This window comes from Paraburkholderia sp. A1RI-2L, from assembly GCF_048957375.1.
Lineage (GTDB): Bacteria > Pseudomonadota > Gammaproteobacteria > Burkholderiales > Burkholderiaceae > Paraburkholderia.
Window position 1 is genome coordinate 545,764 of record NZ_JARBTA010000003.1, and the last position, 17,710, is coordinate 563,473.

The following is a 17,710-nucleotide window of genomic DNA, read 5'->3' on the forward strand; positions in this document are numbered from 1 at the left end:
GCCTCCCGAACAGCCGCCCCACCATGCTCCCCCGCGTCGACGAAGAGATCACCTTCCGCAAGCTCGAAGTGCTGCTCGCGTTCATGCAATGCGGCAACCTGGCCAAGGCGGCCGAGGCGCTCGACATCAGCACGGTCAGCGTCCATCGCGCGCTGCATTCGCTCGAGAAAGGCCTGCGCTGCACGCTGTTCCGTCACGAAGGCCGCAGCCTGACCCCGACCGACGCGGCCCGTGTGCTCGCCGAAGTTGCCGGCGAAGTCCTCAATACGATGATCGACGGAATCCGCGCGACGCGCGAAGCCGCAGGCTACGGCTCGGAACATCTGAAGATCGGCTCGCTGTACTCGCTGACGATCCGCGCCGTGCCCGAAATCGTCACCGTCATCAAGAGCCGGCGCCCCGATCTGCAGGCGGAGCTGATTCTCGGCTCGAACGCCGACCTGCTCGACAAGCTCAAGCGCGGCGCGATCGACGCCTCGCTCATGGCGGTTCCCTCGCATGATTCGGAGATCGAATCGATCGGGTTGTTCGAGGACGAGATTTTCTTCGCGGCGCCAATCGGCTCCGCATACGGCCAATACGACGCGATCGACCTGCGCCAGTGCCGCGACGAGCCCTTCGTTTCGTTGAGCGAGGGATTCGCGACGTCCGAAGACTTTCTCGAAGCGTTCCGCATTGCGGACTTCACGCCGAACGTCGTGATGAAAGTCAGCGACATCTTCTCGCTGATCAACCTCGTCAGTGGCGGCGTGGGCTATACGTTGCTGCCGGGCCGCGTGCGCGACCTGTTCGCGCACAAGATCATGCTGATCCCGCTATCCGCCCGGTTCAACATGCGGCAGACCATCGGCCTGAGCTTCCTGCGCCGGCGCGAGCGCGACCCGAATCTGCTCGCGCTCGCAACCGTGTGCCGGCTCACGATCAAGGATCGGCAGGCCACCTGAGCCGATCGCGCGATGCGCGCCAGGTCACGGCCCTCCCCCTGTTCATTCAGATAGGTGTTTCGCACGCGCACCGTGCGCTACAGTGTGTCCCAAGGGCATACCCCGACGCCCTTATCCGGTCTCCTCGTACTTGTGCCCGCCTTGAGCGGGCATTTTTCTGCTCAGTCGGCGGCGAAATCGGGATCGGTGTGCGTGCGATGAATGCGAACATCGTACGTATTGCCCCGCAATCAGGCCGCAACCATCCGGGTTTGGGCAAGCCGAATTTCCCAAAGGAGCATTCACGCCCGCGTTCCTTCAATTAGCCGGAAAATCAAAACGCATTAACGACCCATGCACTCGCCGCCCCCAGGAATCATCGCTGGACATTGCAGCCGGTCACGCGCAAATCGTGGATGCGTGAATTCCTCGTCCTGCTTTCGGTGCTGGCCGCGGCGAATATCTTTACCAATGCATGGCAGTCGTGGCACGACTTCCGCGCCGCGAATCTGCAAGCCGCCCAGCGGCTCACCGCACAAACCTCGCTAGTCGCACGACACCATGGCCCCCGAACCGTTCCAGATACGTTCGGGCGTTCGCCACATGCTGGTTCACTGCACGAGACTGCCTGCACTTGCGGAGCCCGGCGACGACGATCCCCTGCTCGTGGTGCTGACCGATATCACCCATCAGCATCTGCTGCTCAAGCAATTGCAGACCGATGCGGACTTCGACCCGCTCACGGGGCTCGCCAATCGCCGCTACTTCGAAAAGGCCGCCGGGCAGGCGGTGGCGCAGGCGCGGCGGCATCATCGCCCGCTTTCAGTGCTCGCGCTCGACCTCGATTATTTCAAGCGCGTGAACGACACGTGGGGCCATGCGATTGGAGACCGCGTGCTCGCGGTGGCCTCGCGGGTATTCGAGCACGCGCTGCGCGAAGACGATCTTGCCGCGCGCATCGGCGGCGAGGAGTTCGCCGCGATCTTGCTGGACACACCCGAAGAGCGCGCCCGTATGGTGGCCGAACGGATTCGGCATGCGCTGCAGGACACGCCCATCGAACTCGACGATGGCGGCACGCTCACGCAGACCTGCAGCATCGGCATTGCCTGCTACGACGAAGCGGAAGACAGCCTCGAAGCCACGCTCAAGCGCGCCGATGCGGCGCTGTACGCGGCGAAACACGCCGGGCGCAATCGCGTTCAACGCTGGAGCGCGGAGATCAAAAACTGAGCGCAATCCCGAGCGAAGCGCCCGACACATTCGGGCTGTTCTTGTTCTCGTCGATGTGCCGGTTGATCGGGAACCGGGCCGCCGAGCGGGGTCATGTTCAGCGCCGGGTTGCACGTGTTGCCGTTGTTAATGCCCAGCGAACTCGCGGTCTGATCCGGCGTGACCGTGTAGCTGAGCAGCGCGAGCACGGCGTTGGGGCGCTTTTTCATCTCGGGGCCGCAGGCGGCGCCCGTGAGCCGCAACTCGGCCTCACAGGTCCAGACGGGTGATCGTGGTGCCGGAGAGCGAGAGGTTGCCCATCAAGCCGCTGTTCGTCAGCACGAACACCTCGACCGGCTTGGTGGTGGTCGTGGTGTCGAGCTGGCCATTAGCGCCCATCTTCACGACCGCAACCGATGCGTCGCCGCCCGCCGACCAGCCCTCGGAGGCGCGGAATTTGTCGAGCGCGTCCTACGTCCTGCGTCATGAACAGATAGACCACGGCCTTCGACTGCATGCCGAGGGTCGCGCCAAGCGAAGCGGCCAAGAGGCCGTAATATCCCGTCGTGCTGCCGCCCACGCGCAGTGCGCCGTCGCCGTGCTCGCCGCCGATGCCGATGCCGATGCCCGCCTGGGCTGAATCAAATCGTCGAATTGCCGCTGAAGCGGCGAATCTGGCAGCATATGGGTTCGGAGCCAGCTGATCCGCCGGCGAGCCGCAAACGTGCAAAGGCGCTGCGCCGCGCTCCTCCACCGTATGCTTTGAGAGACTGGAATTCACCATGTCGAACCACTATGTTGCGTTGCCGTCGCCGCGCTGGTTATTGCCGTCCTGCCCGCTTGATGGCGTCCTTTCACCTCCGCATGCAAGTTTTCGTAATTCGGCATAAACCCGCTATAGGTAGTAAGGGCAATTAATTGCCCCGCGCGGCAATTCAGATAAAGTACGCGCCTGATACTCCATCCGAAGCCATTGCTTTTGGTGCCGCGCTGCAAGAACCCGAAACGAGTCAATTGCCGTAAAATCCTGACGCCCGGCCCTGCTACTCAATAAAAATCCAGTCCAGGAATAATTGAAATGGCCATGCTCGTTCACCACCCTGCCGTCCTGTTCGTCGCACTGATCGTGCTGTTCGGTGTGGCCGCCGCTCTTGGCGCGGTCTTCTTGCAGCGCGCCTTTCCGCTCTCCGACGATGCGCGCGAGAATTACAACGTCGTGCAAGGCGCAACGCTCACGCTGCTCGCGCTGCTAATCGGCTTTACGCTCTCGATGGCGGTGAGCCGCTATGACCAGCGCAAAAATTACGAGGAAGAAGAAGCGAATGCAATCGGCACCGAATACGTGCGTGCCGATCTGATCGGCGAAGCCGAGGCGCCCAGAATCAAGGCGCTGCTGGCTCAATACCTCCAATTGCGCATTGACTATTACAAAACGCGCAATGCGCACGAACTCGATGTCATTAACAACAAAACCACGGGGCTCGAGGCTCAATTGTGGGAGAACGTGCGCGGCGCAGCGCTCGCGCGGCCCACGCCGATCACGGCGTTGGCGGTGTCCGGCATGAACGACGTGCTGAATACACAAGGTTATACGCAGGCGGCCTGGCTCAATCGCATTCCGGTGTCGGCGTGGGGCTTGATGATGGCGATCGCGTTTGTCAGCAACCTCATGCAGGGTTACGGCGCACGCGGCACGACCGGCCGGCGCGTGCTGATGTTCGTGCTGCCCGTGACCGTGGCGCTTTCGCTCTCATTGATCGCCGATATCGACAGCCCGCGCGGCGGCATGATTCGCGTGGTGCCGGTCAATTTGATCAGCTTGCAGCAATCGCTGGGGCAGTTGCCCTGAATCGGCATGCGCGGCTAGCCGACAATCGGCGCGGCGCGCCGCAGCAGATCGGCAAACGAGGGCGTCTCGAAGCGCTGCATCAGCGCGGCATGGCAACGCCTGCTGAACAAACCGCTGGGTCCATTCTTTTATGTTTAAAATCGACGAGACGCTCGCAGACTGTCTGCCGATCGCTTAGCCGGAACGGTTTCGTAGCGAAACCGATGGCGATTCACCAAACATCCGCTTGTAGTCCATTGCGAACCGGCCCAGATGGGCGAACCCCCATTTGAGCGCGACGTCCGTAACGGACATCGGTTCAGCCGCCGCGCCGCGCAGTTCATCGCGCACACGCTCAAGGCGCAGCTGACGCACCCAGGCCATCGGGCTTACGCCGTGGCAATTGCGGAAGCCGGCAAACAGCGTGCTTGCACTTACGCCTGCGAACTCGGCGAGCCGTTCAATCGTCAGGGATTCATGCAGATGCGCGCGCACGTACTCCTCAACCCGCTTCACGTAGAACGGCGCAAGCGGCCCGCGTGAGGGCCGCATGCCACTGCGCGCCGTGTTGGGCTGCCCATAGACGAGCGCGTTGAGCAAGGTCGACTCGAACTGCTCGTAGGCCAGTGGATGACGCAGCGGGTGCGCCGGATCGTTCAATGCATTCCCCAGCACCGAAAGCAGTGACAACAGGCACATCCCCGATGGCGAAGCTAGTTCGAATGCAGGCTCGAACTCCACCGCTCCGTGCTCTTCGGTGCCAAAATGGCGCGCGCAGTGGCGCTCGATCGCTTCGCGCTCGATGCGCAGCACGACCTGCGGACAACGAATCCAGCGCATCCGCAAGGGCAGCGTCGGCGACACGAGCGACGCAACAGCCGGCGACGAGTCGAAACGGCGATCCCCACATTCGATTTCAGCACCGCCACTCACGGGGATCTGCAACAGGAAGAAGCTGTCGAGACGTTCGGGATCGATCGTCACGTCGCCATCGTAGTGGAGCAGATTGAGCGACAGGCTCCCGTGCCGGGCGTGATACATGCGGCTCGGTAACTGGTGTGAAGCGCCCGGCAGCGCAAGCTTGTGAGGCTTGAACACAGAGCCGACGCACTCGCGCACCTCGTTGAGGTCGCCCGATTCGAGCAACAGGGTGTCGCTGTTGAAGCAGGCCGCGCCGACCAGCACATTCGCAGCGGGAAGATGCTCCATAGAAGCGCTCCAAGAACGTTCGCGCGCACCTGATCCGTGCACGAGTTTCCCGACTCCACGAACCGTCTGAAGGAAGCGGATAGTCGCGTGGGAGATCCAGATAGTTTCCTCGCTCCGGAAGCCTCCAGCAAGCCGGGCGACGCCAAAGGCACAGGAGCTGTGCCCTCTGCCGGAAGCTGCGTACTGTAGGCCTGCCCTGCCGCGGCAGCCATCCTCAATTACCCTCGCCCGCCTGGCAGGGTTTTCCCTCGTTCCGCACGTTTCTGGATTCCGCGGATACCCGTTGAATGAAACGGATAGAGCCCATTGTTTTGTCGCAGAACACTGGGGGCATTCGAGACAGAACCTTGGTGGAGAGCCCGCAATGAAAGGAAGATACATCGATATTCCCGCACCGGAAGGCGGCGTGTTCCGGGCCTACCTGGCAACTCCTGCAAGTGGCACGGGGCCGGGTATTGTGCTGTGCCAGGAGATCTTCGGCGTCAACGAGACCATGCGCGACGTGGCCGACTACTACGCCGAGGAAGGCTACACGGTGCTGGCACCCGACCTGTTCTGGCGCGTCGAACCGGGCATCGAACTCGGTTATACGGAGGCCGGCTTTGCGCGTGCGTTCGAGCTCTATCAGCAATACGACGAAAACCAGGGTGTCGAAGATATCGGCGCGACGCTCGCCGTACTCCGGACATTGCCCGAATGCCGCGGCGAGACTGGTGTGCTCGGATTCTGCCTGGGCGGCAAGCTGGCCTGGCTCGCGGCCTGCCGTCTTCCCTTGGCTTGCGCAGTCAGCTACTACGGCGTGGGTATTGAGCAGGCACTGGACGAAGCGAAGAACATCAAGGGGCGCGTCGTCCTGAATATCGCGGCGCTCGATCGCTTCTGCCCGGCCGATGCGCAGCAGCAGATCACGGCCGCGCTGGGCAACAACGAAAATGTCGAAGTGTATGTCTATCCGGGCGTCGATCACGCGTTCGCCCGCAAGGGTAGTGATCATTTTGACAAGCCCTCGGCCATGATGGCGCACGAGCGCGCGGTCGCCGCGTTTCGCAAAACGATAGGGCCGCAATACGATCTCTCTGCACTATGGGAGGCGCACCTCGCCCACGAGTTCGCGACGCGCGACGTCGAAGCCACGATGGCGACGATGGTGGCCGAGCCCTACGTCAACCATATTCCGACGCTCACGGGCGGCGTGGGCTACACCGAGTTGAAGCGCTTCTATCGCCACCACTTCGTGCACGCCAATCCGCCCGATACGACGATCATCCCGGTTTCGCGCACCATCGGCGCAACGCAGATCGTCGACGAAACGCTGTTCTGCTTCACGCATACCACCGAGATCGACTGGATGCTGCCCGGCATTGCGCCGACGGGCAAGCGCGTCGAGATTCCGCTGCTTGCCGTGGTGAAATTCCGCGGCGACAAGCTCTACCACGAGCACATCTACTGGGACCAGGCCAGCGTGCTGGTGCAGATCGGTCTGCTCGACCCGAGGGGACTGCCCACAACAGGCGCTGATACCGCCCGCAAACTGCTTGACGAAACGCTCCCATCAAACACGCTGATGAAGCGCTGGCGGGACAGTGCCCCCGCCAACGACGCGAACTGACCGAATCATCCTCTCAAGAACATGGAGCAAGCCATCATGACTTCACTCGCAGGCAAAGCCGCCATCGTGACGGGTGGCGCCACGCTGATCGGCGCGGCTGTCGCCCGGGATCTCGCCGCCGCCGGCGCCAGCGTTGCCGTGCTCGATATCGACCTTCAGAACGGCAGACGCGTAGCCGAAACGCTCGGCACCAACGGTCTCTTCGTCGAAACCGACATCACCAGCGACAGCGCGCTGGAGCAAGCTGTTGCCAGAACCGCGCGGCAGTTCGGCGGCATCGACATTCTCGTCAATCTGGCATGCAGCTATGTGGACAACGGCATCCAGGCAGGCCGAAACGACTGGCTCGCCGCGATGAACGTAAACGTGATCTCGGCGGTCATGCTGGTCAAGGCCGTGCATCCGTATATGGTCAAGCGCGGCGGCGGCTCGATCGTCAACTTCAGTTCGATCTCGGCCGAGTGCGCTCAAACGGGGCGTTGGCTCTACCCGACCTCGAAAGCCGCGCTCAAGGCACTCACGCGCAACATGGCGATGGACCTGTCCCAGGACCGGATCCGCGTGAATTCGGTTTCGCCCGGCTGGACCTGGTCGCGCGTGATGGACGAACTCACGCATGGCGATCGCGCAAAGACGGACCGCGTGGCCGCGCCCTTTCATCTGCTTGGACGCGTCGGCAACCCGGAGGAAATCGCGCATGTCGTCACCTTCCTGTGCAGCGATGCAGCCAGCTTCGTGACCGGGGCCGATTACGCCGTCGATGGCGGCTATTCGGCGATGGGCCCCGAGCAGGCCGTGCCGGCCATTCCGAGGCTGGCTGAGTAAGACCCATCACTTCGCAAACACTCTTTCCTGACGTATCGACTTCGAGGTATTCGTTATGAGAAAAATTGCCATCGTCGGCGCCGGCCAGTCTGGTCTGCAACTGGCGCTCTCCCTGCTCGACCGCGGCTATGAAGTCACGCTCGCGACCAATCGCGATGCACAGCAAATCCGCACCGGCAAGGTCATGTCGAGTCAGTGCATGTTCAACACTTCTCTGCAAATCGAGCGAGATCTCGGCCTGAACTGGTGGGATGCGTCCTGCCCTCCCGTGGAGGGAATTGGCTTCGCGGTGCCGCACCCGGACCTGCCGGGCCGCAAGCTCATCGACTGGTCCGCGCGCCTGACTCGACCGGCCCAATCCGTCGATCAGCGCGTCAAGATGTCGGCCTGGCTCGAAGCCGTCGTCCAACGCGGTGCCGACGTGCGAATCTGCGACGTCGGCGTACCCGAAATGGAAGAGCTCGCAAGGAGCCATGATCTCGTGCTGCTGGCAGCCGGCAAGGGGGAGATCGTAAATCTGCTGGGCCGCAACGCCGAACGCAGCCCCTTCGACAAGCCGCAGCGCGCGCTGGCGCTGACCTACGTGAAGGGCATGACGCCGTCGACGCCCTACTCGCGCGTACGTTTCAATCTGATTCCGGGCGTGGGCGAGTACTTTGCGTTCCCCGCTCTTACCACGAATGGTCCGTGCGAAATCATGGTGTTCGAAGGCATTCCCGGCGGTCAGCTCGATTGCTGGGCGGGCGTCAAGACACCCGAGCAGCATCTCGAGACCAGTTTGGCCATTCTCCGCCAATATCTGCCGTGGGAAGCCGAGCGCTGTGCAAACGTCGAACTGACCGACCCCAACGGCGTGTTGAGCGGGCGCTTCGCGCCCACTGTGCGCAATCCCTACTTCAGGCTGCCTTCCGGCAAGACCGTGTTCGGCATGGCCGACGCGATCGTCGTGAACGATCCGATTACAGGCCAGGGTTCGAACAATGCTGCAAAGTGCACGAAGGTCTATCTCGATGCCATTCTCGAGCGCAACAGCGCTGCCTTCAGCGAGGACTGGATGCAGCAGACGTACGACCGCTACTGGTCGTACGCGCAAGAGGTCGTCAAGTGGACGAACTCACTGCTCACGCCACCGCCGCCGCACATTCTCGAGTTGCTCGGCGCGGCCGGTCAGTTTCCAACGCTCGCCTCGACGATTGCCGACGGCTTCGACGACCCGCGCACGTTCTCGCCGTGGTGGTTTGATCCGGCGGCCTGCATGGCGCTGATCGACGAACACGCTGCGCGCGCCGCGTAACGAACACGAAAAGGAGAAAGCTCATGTGCAGCACGCTCGAACCCACCGCCGCAAAACCCGATGACCAGCTCAATGCGATGCGGCAATTGCGCAACGCCTTCGGGCAGTATCCGACGGGCGTTACTGTCATCACGGCCGCAGCGCGGGATGGCCGCAAGATCGGTCTGACCGCAAACTCGTTCGCGTCACTGTCGCTCGATCCACCACTCGTGATCTGGAGTATCGGCAAGACTTCACCCAGTTGTGTGGAGTTCGTCCAGGCGGGCTACTTCGCGATCAACGTGCTGGCCAAAGACCAGACGGAACTGTCGCGCCGCTTTTCGAAACCGTCGCCAGACAAGTACTCCGGTGTTGCCTGCCGTGAAAGCCTTGGCGGCACCATGGTGCTCGACGGCTGCAGCGCGCACTTCGTGTGTCGCAACCTGGCGCAGCACGAAGGCGGCGATCACCTGATCTTCATCGGGCAAATCGAGCATTTCGAAGCAGATGGCCACGCGCCGCTGGTCTTCCATTCCGGGCAGTACGGCGCAGTAGCCAATAATTCAGAATTTATTTAATCAATTTATTTAGCAATACATATATATAAGGTGACCGCATGAAGCGCTCCGCGTCCCGCCTGCTGCTCTGCTTCGCTGTGTCTGGACTGATGCACACCGGATCGGCAATAGCGGGCGACCTGCCCAACGTCAACCTCGGCTTCACGAGCTTCCTCGATGGTGCACCGCCAGCGGGGCCCGGCTGGTATGCAACGCAGTACCTCGAGTACTACACGGCAGATCGTATCAACGACAATGCCGGAAACAAGGTCGCCTTGCCGAAGCAGAACGTCGACATCTTCGCGGGCCTGACGCAACTCGTTTATCAGTCGCCCTTCAAGATTGCTGGCGCGCATCCGGGCGTCGACGTGATCCTGCCGTGGGTGGCATCAGCACACACCGATGACGGCATGGGCGCCGTGGCGCTTAATGCGCGCACGGGGTTCGGCGATCTGCTTGTTGGGCCGTTCATCCAGTTCGACCCGGTAGTCGGCCCGGACGGACCGCGCTTTGCGCACCGTTTCGAACTCCAGATCATTGTGCCAACGGGTGCCTATGACGCAGGCAAAGCGATCAACCCGGGCAGCGGCTTCTGGTCAATCGATCCATACTGGGCCGCGACTGTCTGGATCAATCCGAAGTGGACGGTTTCCTGGCGGCTGCACTATCTCTGGAACGCCACGAATAACCGACCATATCAGGGCTTGGGGGATGGGGCAGCTTCATCGCAGGCCGGACAGGCGCTGCACGCCAACATCGCCACGGAATACGAGGTGATGCCGGGTTTTCGAATCGGCCTCAATGGTTACTGGCTGCGCCAGATCACCGACATGAAGGTGAACGGCCAGAATGTGCAGGGGCAGCGTGAGGCGGTGTGGGCGATCGGCCCGGGGGCAATGTACAGTTTCTCCCGGCAGGACCACCTGATGTTCAATGCCTATTTCGAGGCGGATGCGCGCAACCGGCCCGAGGGAACGCGCCTGGTGCTGCGCTACGTGCATCATTTCCAGTGACACGCTGATCAAGTGTTCGCGCCATGCACGCCGGCTGGAGTCGAGTCTGCGGATATGGCGCACGCGAATGCTTGTAGAGGCATTCGTTAGTCCCCACCCCTTGAATCCCTTCCCGGCTGCTCAGTGCCACGCTGCATTGACAGTTCACACAATCCTGCTCGCATGTCCTGAAGCCGCCTCCACGCCATGCCACGGCGCATAGCTTGCCTCGTCAAGCGGCGCACGTCGCCTGGATGCCCAGGCGCAAGCGCCCGGTTCGCCCACACTGTCTTTGCGTGTCTCGAAGCCGGACGATCTATCGTCCTGAAGCGCGCCTGAGTGTCTGCGATGGCGTTTCGCCGAAGAGTTGCTTGTAGTCGTTGGAGAATCGCCCGAGATGGGAAAATCCCCAGTTCATCGCGATTGACGAAACGTTGCGCTCCGAGCAGTCCGAGAGCATCTCGCGGCGTACCGCTTCGAGCCGGTGCCTCTTGAGCCAGGCCATGGGCGCAAGCCCAAAGTGCTGCCGGAAGCCTTCGAACAACTTGTAGCGCGACACGCCCGCAGCACGCTCGATGTCTTCGAGTGCGATATTTTCGCGTGCGTTGTCGTGAATGAACTGTTTCGCGCGCAACAAATAGTGCGGACATGAAGGACGCATTGCCTCGGCAAGCGCCTTCGAGTAGTTGTGGGGCTGAGCAAGCAGCAGCCCTTTGATCAGTGCCTGCTCGAGATCTCCTGCCATTTGCTGGTGACTGAGCAGCGGCCCCGCCTGCCCCATCTCGGCCAGCAGGAACTTGACCATGCGCCACCAGGCCGCCTGGTCGCCTTCGGCGGCATTCATCTGCGGCTCAAACGTCAATGCAGCTTCGAGCGGGCGTTGCAGAAGTCCCTCAAGCACCTGACGCAGGGCCGGAATCGGAATCGAAACGATGATCTTGCGACAGTTGCCCATGATCGCAAGGTCCTGCGTCTGATGCGGCGACAGAACGAGGCCCCTGTCCTGGTCCGACAGCCACAGACGGCCCTGCGCGGCGAGCTCCTGCTGGCCGGTGAGTGGCAGGCTGACGCTATAGCTGTTTAGCGGCGCATCATTGTGCACCGAGACGGTGACATCGGTGCCGTACTCCACATACCCCAGCGTGCTGGCCATGGAACGCATCACCGTTCCAGAATGATGGAATTGCAGTTCGTTCGGGCTGCGTACCTGCAGCCCATGGGGTCCGCAAATCGACGCCATCCAGTCCCGCGCGCCCTCAAGATCGCGACTCAGCGCGTCAATACCTCGACTGTCGTTGAAGGCGGGGGAAGGCATGGCGTTTCACGGGAGGATTGACGAATGCTCAATGGTAAACCACCCCGTGCCCAGACAAAATACCGAAACACCCCAAGGCGCTCCGGCATCAGCAGCGTCAGGCGGACGACTGCACACTGTTGCTGTCCCCGAATTTTTCGTAGTAGAGACGGCCTTCCAGTTGTTCGCTTGCAAGCCACGTCTTGATTGCCTCAACCATCGGCGGCGGTCCGCAAACATACATGTCGAACGGGTTCGCTTCGAGCATCCCGCGGTCGAAATGCTCGGGAATGAGCCCCGTCTTGCCCTGCCATGCTTCAGAGGGATTCATCACAACGATATCGCATGCGAAGTGCGGAATGCGTTCCTCGTAGGACTTCAAACGATCGAGCTCGCATAGATCCCGCACGTTCGTCACACCATAGTACAGATGAACCCTCTGGCCACAGCCGCCCTTGTGAGCGAGATCGTCGAGCATGCCCAGAAATGCGGACAGGCCCGTACCGCCTGCGACCATCACCAGCGCTCGCTCGACCTCGCGTAGATAGAACGTGCCCAGCGGCGCCTCGAACTCGACCGTCTGGCCCGGCTGGCAGCGCTCGCGCATATAGTCGCTCATCGCGCCGTCGGGCAGCAGACGGATCAGGAACTGGATCTGGTTTCCGTCCTCGGGACGGTGCGCAAACGAATAGGATCGCCAAACGTCTGCGCCCGGCACCTTCACGCGGGCGTACTGGCCCGGCAGAAAATCGAGCCGCCCGGGATGGGCACTCGCGTCCAGATGCAGGATCGCCGTCGTTTCTGAAACCTGCTTCACGGCGGTGACCTTGCCGGTGAGCAGCGTGGTGCCGCCGGCGCTGCACAGGCTCGAATCGAAGTCGAAGTAGAAGGACGCATCGGATTGCACGCGCGTCTGGCAGGACAGGATCTTGCGCGCAGCGAGGTCGTCGGCAGAAAGTGTCTCCTCGTCGACATAGTCCTGCGTATAGCTGCCCGATTCGCAGCGCCCCTGGCAAGTTCCACACACGCCCTCACGGCAATCGAGCGGGATGTTGACGCCATTGCGCAGTGCGGCGTCGAGCAGGAGTTCACCCGCCCGGACATCAAAGAACGCCGTCTTGCCATCGGCAAAACTGAAGGCAACCTTGTGGCTCATCTCGTGGCACTCCCGCTTACAGATGGTAGAAATCGAGCACTGCGTTGATCGTGTCGTTGAGCAGGAGCACGTGCTTGCGAGCGATTTTCCAGGTCTCGCCGGCTGGGCGCAGCTGGTAGGTGACGTGTCCGAAGAAGTGTTCGGCAACGCCATGCCGGGCGTAGAACGTGGCCCAGTTGGCCTTGACTTCCAGCTCGCCGCGATCGCGCTCCGAAATACGGACGTTGGTGATCTGGTGCAACGTGCGCGGCAGCGGCGTCGACGCCGCCGACTTTCCCGTGCGCAGGCGGAACACGCGATCCTCGAGCCCCGTGCGGTTCGCATAGTAGATGAGCGACATGCCGCGCTTCGGGTCGGTCGTGTACACGTGCTCGGAGTCCCACTGGGGTACGTGGAATTCGCTGTTCTCGTCGAAGAGGGCGAGGTACTCGTCCCAGCTCTGCGCGTCGCAGAGCTCGGCCTTTCGATAGAGAAACTGCTCGACCGATTGTTGCAGGGTGACGGACATGATTCAGGCTTCCTTCGTAACGTTCGACTTCTGTGCGAGCCCCTTCATGAGGTAGGTCTGCCACGCAGCGTGCTGGTTGACGTAAAGCCCCTCGTGGGTCAGCTCCGTGCCGCACAGCACAGGTTCGATGCCGAGCAGGCGCGTATTTGCCGTCTCGCCTGCCACCCACTTGTGGTGTCCGCGAGAGATGTCGCTCCAGCGCTCCAGGCGCGCCTGGAAGCCGCGTTGCTGCTCGCGAAACTCCACGAGATCGTCCGGCGTGCCCATGCCCGAAACATTGAAGAAGTCTTCGAACTGCCGAATGCGGCTCTCGCGATCCTGATCCGATTCGCCCTTCACGCCGATGCACTGGCTGATGACCTCCGTCTTGTTCCAGGCGACCGGACGCACGATGCGAAGCTGGGAGCTGATCTGATCCATGAAGAACAGGCTCGGATAGATGTTCAGGTTGCGCAGGCGATGCATCATCCATTCGGCCTTCTGCTGCCCCTGTGCCTCGACGAGGCGCGGCATGACGCTGCCGTAGCCCGGACGCACACTGGGGTTCGGCATGTCGCTGAACAGCACGCTATGGCCGTTCCTGAATGCGAACCAGCCGTCGTCGGTCTCGGAATCGCCTGCGCCAAGCTTGCTGTAGTCGAGCGTCCCGCTCGTTGAGCCGCCGCTTTGTGCATTGGCCTCCTGACGGCGCTGCACTGTGGCGACGTAGTTGTAGTGCACCGTGCTCACGTGGTACCCGTCGAGGCCGTTTTCGTTCTGCAGCTTCCAGTTGCCTTCATACGTGTACGTGGATTTGCCCTGCAGCACCTCGAGCTCGCCGGTGGGAGATTGCGCGACCATCATGTCGAAGAAGATGCGTGCATCGCCCAGGTAGTCCTCGAGCGTGTCGGTCGCATCGGCGTCGAGGCTGATGAACACGAAGCCCTTGTAGCTTGCAATGCGCGCTTTTTTCAGGCCGCGCGAGGATTTGTCGAAGTCATCGCAGTATTCACCCGGCGCCTTGACCTTGACCAGACGTCCGTCGCTCTTGTAGCACCACGCATGAAAGGGGCAGGTGAAGGTCGACTGATTGCCTTTGCCCATACGCGTGAGGGTCGCGCCGCGATGCTGGCACGCATTGATCATCGCGTTGAGCTGACCGTTGCCGTCGCGCGAGATGATCATCGGCTGTCGGCCCGCGCGCATCGTCATGAAGTCTTGGGGCTTTGGGATCTCGCTTTCGTGGCACGCGTAGATCCAGTTCTTCTCGAAGATGAACTCCATCTCCAGGTCGAACAATTGGGGCTCCGTGAACATCTCCCGCGCAATGCGATAGACGCCCTCCGCCGGGCGGAAATCGAGGCATCCGCCAATGAAATCCTGCCATTGCGACGTGTTTTTCTCTGCACTCACGATGGGTTCTCCTCCTGCTGTTCAGCGGTCTTGCGACCGGGGTCTTGATGAACTGGATTGAATACCCGATTCGGTGCGGACGCTATCCACCTGGTCGCCGTTCGCTATCCGTTTTTTTTGCAGCCTTTTTTTCGCATCGCTGGAAGCGTCTTCGCGACGCCGCACAACCGGCCCGGCGCCTGGCGTTTCGCGCCGCGCCGGAAAAAACGGATAGTGAGTGTCCAATAGACGGATAGCGCTCGCGCGGGCCCGGATATCTAATGCCGTCAGCGCCCCAACATGCCCATCGGGGCTACAGACACCAAGTTCAAGCGCCCGCGGGCTGATGTCCACCGGATTCCACGTACACCACTGATCTTCTGCCATGACCGCAACGACGATTGAACGTATCGAAACCCGCCTCGTCGATATGCCGACGATTCGCCCTCACAAGCTGTCCGTCGCCACGATGTACGGGCAAACTCTGATGCTGGTGAAGGTGTATTGCAGCGATGGCGTAACTGGCATTGGTGAAGGTACGACGATTGCCGGCATGGCCTACGGTCCCGAAAGCCCGGAAGCGATGAAGCTGGCGATCGACGCGTACTTCGCCCCCGCGATGATCGGCCAGGACGCCACGCAAATCCAGGTGCTCATGGCGCACCTGGGCAAGCTCGTGAAGGTCAATCATTTCGCCAAGTGCGCGCTGGAAACCGCGCTGCTCGACGCGCAGGGCAAGCGCCTTGACGTGCCGGTGAGCGAACTGCTGGGCGGCCGCCGCCGCGAGCGTCTGCCGGTGGCATGGACGCTCGCTTCGGGCGATACCGCCAAAGACATCGCCGAAGCCGAGGCGATGCTCGAAGTGCGCCGCCACAAGATCTTCAAGCTGAAGATCGGCGCGAAAGACCTCAAGACCGACATCAAGCACGTGGCCGACATCAAGAAGGCGATGGGCGATCGTGCCGCCGTGCGCGTGGACGTCAACATGGCCTGGAGCGAGACGCAGGCGGCGTGGGCGATTCCGGCGCTGGCGGAAGCCGGCTGCGAACTGGTCGAGCAGCCGGTGGCTTCGCCCGCGGCGCTGGCGCGCCTCATGCGCCGTTTCCCGGTCGCATTGATGGCCGACGAAATCCTGCAAGGACCGGAAAGCGCGTTCGAGATCGCGAAGAACGAGGGCGCCGATGTGTTCGCCGTCAAGATCGAGCAAAGCGGCGGACTGTTCGCGGCGCAGCGGGTGGCGACGATTGCGGACGCCGCGGGTATCGAGCTGTACGGCGGCACGATGCTCGAAGGCGCGTTCAGCACGGTGGCGTCGGCGCACCTGTTTGCGAGCTTCGCCAACCTGCAGTGGGGCACCGAACTGTTCGGGCCGCTGCTGATCACCGAAGAACTTCTGACGACCCCGCTGGACTACAGCAACTTCGAGCTGACAGTGCCGAACGGCCCGGGCCTGGGCATCGAACTGGACGAAGCGAAGGTCAAGCGCTTTACCCGCGACGGCTTCATGAAAGCCACCAAATAATCTGGATACCTGATAAACGGAATTGACGATGCTTTTCCACGTACGCATGGATGTGAACATCCCGGCCGACATGCCCGCCAATGTCGCCAGCGAAATCAAGGCGCGCGAAAAGGAGTACTCGCAGGAGTTGCAGCGCAGCGGAAAGTGGCGCCATATCTGGCGTCTTGTCGGCGAGTACGCGAACTACAGCATCTTCGACGTGGGGAGCAACGCGGAGCTCCACGACCTCCTGAGCGCTTTGCCGCTGTTCCCGTACATGGAGATTGAAGTAACCCCATTGTGTCGCCATCCGTCGTCGGTCCGTGACGGCGACGCGTGAACCGGAAATGCTGATGTTTTAAAGGATGCCCCTGCTCACCCGCGTCACCCCCCAATACCAACTGGAGACAGTCATCATGAGCGTGAAAGTATTCGAAACCAAGGAAGTTCAGAATCTGCTGAAGGCCGCCACAAACATTGACGGCAACGACGGAAACACACGTTTCAAGCAGATCGCCCACCGTCTACTGGGCGATCTCTTCAAGGCCATCGACGATCTCGACATTTCGCCCGACGAAGTCTGGACCGGCATCAATTATCTGAACAAGCTCGGCCAGGACGGTGAAGCGGCCCTGCTGGCCGCAGGCCTTGGTCTGGAAAAGTATCTCGACATCCGCATGGACGCCTCGGACAAGGCGATCGGCATTGACGGCGGTACACCTCGCACTATCGAAGGTCCGTTGTATGTGGCGGGCGCGCCCCTGCGCGATGGCGTTTCGAGGATCGACATCAATCCCGACGCCGATGCGGGTCCGCTCATCATCCACGGCACCGTCACCGGTCCGGATGGCAAGCCGGTCGTTGGCGCCGTGGTCGAATGCTGGCACGCGAATTCGAAGGGCTTCTACTCGCACTTCGACCCGACGGGCGCGCAAAGCGACTTCAACCTGCGCGGCGCAGTGAAGACCGGCGCCGACGGCAAGTACGAATTCCGCACGCTGATGCCGGTCGGCTATGGCTGTCCTCCCCAAGGCGCGACTCAGCAACTCCTCGACGAAATTGCCCGTCACGGCAATCGTCCTGCGCACGTGCACTTCTTCGTCACCAGCGACAGCCACCGCAAGCTCACGACGCAGTTCAACATCGAAGGCGATCCGCTGATCTGGGACGACTTCGCCTACGCCACGCGTGAGGAACTGATTCCTCACGTCGTCGAGAAAACCGGTGGTACGGCATTGGGCCTGAAGGCCGACACGTACAAGGACATCGAATTCAACATTTCCCTGACTCCACTGGTCCAGGGCAAGGATAACCAGATCGTCAATCGCCTTCGCGCTTCGGCCACAGCGTAATGGGCCGACCCGGCGGCAGAGCCGCAACGCTGCCGCCGGTCAGTGTGGTGGATTGGCCGCTGCTACCCGCGAGACGCGTTCTAGCTGCAAGCACCAGTTC

Annotated in this window: 18 protein-coding genes and 1 pseudogene; 11 read left to right on the top strand and 8 right to left on the bottom strand. The window is 61.7% G+C overall.

What is annotated here, in order from left to right; genetic code table 11:
- The first annotated feature begins 23 nt into the window (after nt 1–23).
- Together PWP93_RS25685 and PWP93_RS25690 are read left to right on the top strand one after the other, a co-directional pair.
- Entirely contained in the window at nt 24–944 is a 921-nt protein-coding gene (locus tag PWP93_RS25685; protein WP_421046557.1) for a LysR family transcriptional regulator, read from the top strand.
- Nucleotides 945–1,484: 540 nt separating this feature from the next.
- Nucleotides 1,485–2,156, top strand: coding sequence for a GGDEF domain-containing protein (locus PWP93_RS25690; protein ID WP_421046558.1), 672 nt, complete (start codon nt 1,485–1,487; stop codon nt 2,154–2,156).
- On the opposite strand, the gene PWP93_RS25695 is transcribed toward PWP93_RS25690, so the two are convergent.
- Both PWP93_RS25695 and PWP93_RS25700 read right to left on the bottom strand, forming a co-directional pair.
- Nucleotides 2,126–2,365 (bottom strand): hypothetical protein, encoded by a 240-nt coding sequence (locus PWP93_RS25695; protein WP_421046559.1) that lies wholly within the window; start codon nt 2,363–2,365, stop codon nt 2,126–2,128. The genes PWP93_RS25690 and PWP93_RS25695 overlap by 31 nt on opposite strands.
- Nucleotides 2,366–2,405: 40 nt before the next feature.
- Nucleotides 2,406–2,757 (bottom strand): annotated as a pseudogene (locus PWP93_RS25700) (YSC84-related protein); the annotation flags it as partial.
- 456 nt (nt 2,758–3,213) lie between these two features.
- Between PWP93_RS25700 and PWP93_RS25705 the strand changes: the two are divergent.
- Nucleotides 3,214–3,984, top strand: coding sequence for a hypothetical protein (locus PWP93_RS25705; RefSeq protein ID WP_421046560.1), 771 nt, complete (start codon nt 3,214–3,216; stop codon nt 3,982–3,984).
- Between the two features lie 174 nt (nt 3,985–4,158).
- Here PWP93_RS25705 and PWP93_RS25710 read toward each other — a convergent pair whose 3' ends face one another.
- Nucleotides 4,159–5,172 (bottom strand): AraC family transcriptional regulator, encoded by a 1,014-nt coding sequence (locus PWP93_RS25710; protein ID WP_421046999.1) that lies wholly within the window; start codon nt 5,170–5,172, stop codon nt 4,159–4,161.
- A 364-nt stretch (nt 5,173–5,536) separates the two neighbouring features.
- Between PWP93_RS25710 and PWP93_RS25715 the strand changes: the two genes are divergently transcribed.
- Genes PWP93_RS25715 through PWP93_RS25735 form a run of 5 tightly spaced genes read left to right on the top strand, consistent with a single transcriptional unit; the run spans nt 5,537 to nt 10,449 of the window.
- Nucleotides 5,537–6,781: a dienelactone hydrolase family protein gene (locus tag PWP93_RS25715; protein ID WP_421046561.1), complete on the top strand. Its 1,245-nt coding sequence runs from the start codon at nt 5,537–5,539 to the stop codon at nt 6,779–6,781.
- Between the two features lie 36 nt (nt 6,782–6,817).
- Nucleotides 6,818–7,606, top strand: coding sequence for an SDR family oxidoreductase (locus tag PWP93_RS25720; protein WP_421046562.1), 789 nt, complete (start codon nt 6,818–6,820; stop codon nt 7,604–7,606).
- Nucleotides 7,607–7,661: 55 nt separating this feature from the next.
- Nucleotides 7,662–8,900: a styrene monooxygenase/indole monooxygenase family protein gene (locus PWP93_RS25725; protein WP_421046563.1), complete on the top strand. Its 1,239-nt coding sequence runs from the start codon at nt 7,662–7,664 to the stop codon at nt 8,898–8,900.
- 23 nt (nt 8,901–8,923) lie between these two features.
- Nucleotides 8,924–9,457 (top strand): flavin reductase family protein, encoded by a 534-nt coding sequence (locus tag PWP93_RS25730; protein ID WP_421046564.1) that lies wholly within the window; start codon nt 8,924–8,926, stop codon nt 9,455–9,457.
- Nucleotides 9,458–9,495: 38 nt separating this feature from the next.
- The gene (locus PWP93_RS25735) at nt 9,496–10,449 is read left to right on the top strand and encodes a SphA family protein (RefSeq protein WP_421046565.1); all 954 of its coding nucleotides are present in this window, start codon (nt 9,496–9,498) and stop codon (nt 10,447–10,449) included.
- Nucleotides 10,450–10,744: 295 nt separating this feature from the next.
- Here PWP93_RS25735 and PWP93_RS25740 read toward each other — a convergent pair whose 3' ends face one another.
- The 5 genes from PWP93_RS25740 to PWP93_RS25760 form a co-directional block, all read right to left on the bottom strand.
- Complete coding sequence (locus PWP93_RS25740) at nt 10,745–11,743, bottom strand: helix-turn-helix domain-containing protein (RefSeq protein WP_421046566.1); 999 nt, start codon at nt 11,741–11,743, stop codon at nt 10,745–10,747.
- Nucleotides 11,744–11,840: 97 nt separating this feature from the next.
- Nucleotides 11,841–12,878, bottom strand: a complete 1,038-nt coding sequence (antC, locus tag PWP93_RS25745) for an anthranilate 1,2-dioxygenase electron transfer component AntC (protein WP_421046567.1) — start codon at nt 12,876–12,878, stop codon at nt 11,841–11,843.
- A 16-nt stretch (nt 12,879–12,894) separates the two neighbouring features.
- On the bottom strand, nt 12,895–13,386 hold the full coding sequence (gene antB, locus PWP93_RS25750) for an anthranilate 1,2-dioxygenase small subunit (RefSeq protein ID WP_421046568.1): 492 nt from the start codon (nt 13,384–13,386) through the stop codon (nt 12,895–12,897).
- A 3-nt stretch (nt 13,387–13,389) separates the two neighbouring features.
- Entirely contained in the window at nt 13,390–14,778 is a 1,389-nt protein-coding gene (gene antA, locus PWP93_RS25755; protein ID WP_421046569.1) for an anthranilate 1,2-dioxygenase large subunit, read from the bottom strand.
- Nucleotides 14,779–14,799: 21 nt separating this feature from the next.
- Nucleotides 14,800–15,144 carry a hypothetical protein gene (locus tag PWP93_RS25760; RefSeq protein WP_421046570.1) on the bottom strand — a complete coding sequence of 115 codons (345 nt, stop codon included), beginning with the start codon at nt 15,142–15,144 and terminating at the stop codon, nt 14,800–14,802.
- Here PWP93_RS25760 and PWP93_RS25765 point away from each other — a divergent pair.
- The 3 genes from PWP93_RS25765 to catA all read left to right on the top strand — a co-directional run bounded on the left by PWP93_RS25765 (nt 15,143) and on the right by catA (nt 17,610).
- Nucleotides 15,143–16,279 carry a muconate/chloromuconate family cycloisomerase gene (locus PWP93_RS25765; protein WP_421046572.1) on the top strand — a complete coding sequence of 379 codons (1,137 nt, stop codon included), beginning with the start codon at nt 15,143–15,145 and terminating at the stop codon, nt 16,277–16,279. The genes PWP93_RS25760 and PWP93_RS25765 overlap by 2 nt on opposite strands.
- Nucleotides 16,280–16,307: 28 nt before the next feature.
- Nucleotides 16,308–16,598: a muconolactone Delta-isomerase gene (gene catC / locus PWP93_RS25770; protein WP_421027840.1), complete on the top strand. Its 291-nt coding sequence runs from the start codon at nt 16,308–16,310 to the stop codon at nt 16,596–16,598.
- A gap of 76 nt (nt 16,599–16,674) precedes the next feature.
- On the top strand, nt 16,675–17,610 hold the full coding sequence (gene catA, locus PWP93_RS25775) for a catechol 1,2-dioxygenase (protein ID WP_421046573.1): 936 nt from the start codon (nt 16,675–16,677) through the stop codon (nt 17,608–17,610).
- Nucleotides 17,611–17,710 lie beyond the last annotated feature (100 nt).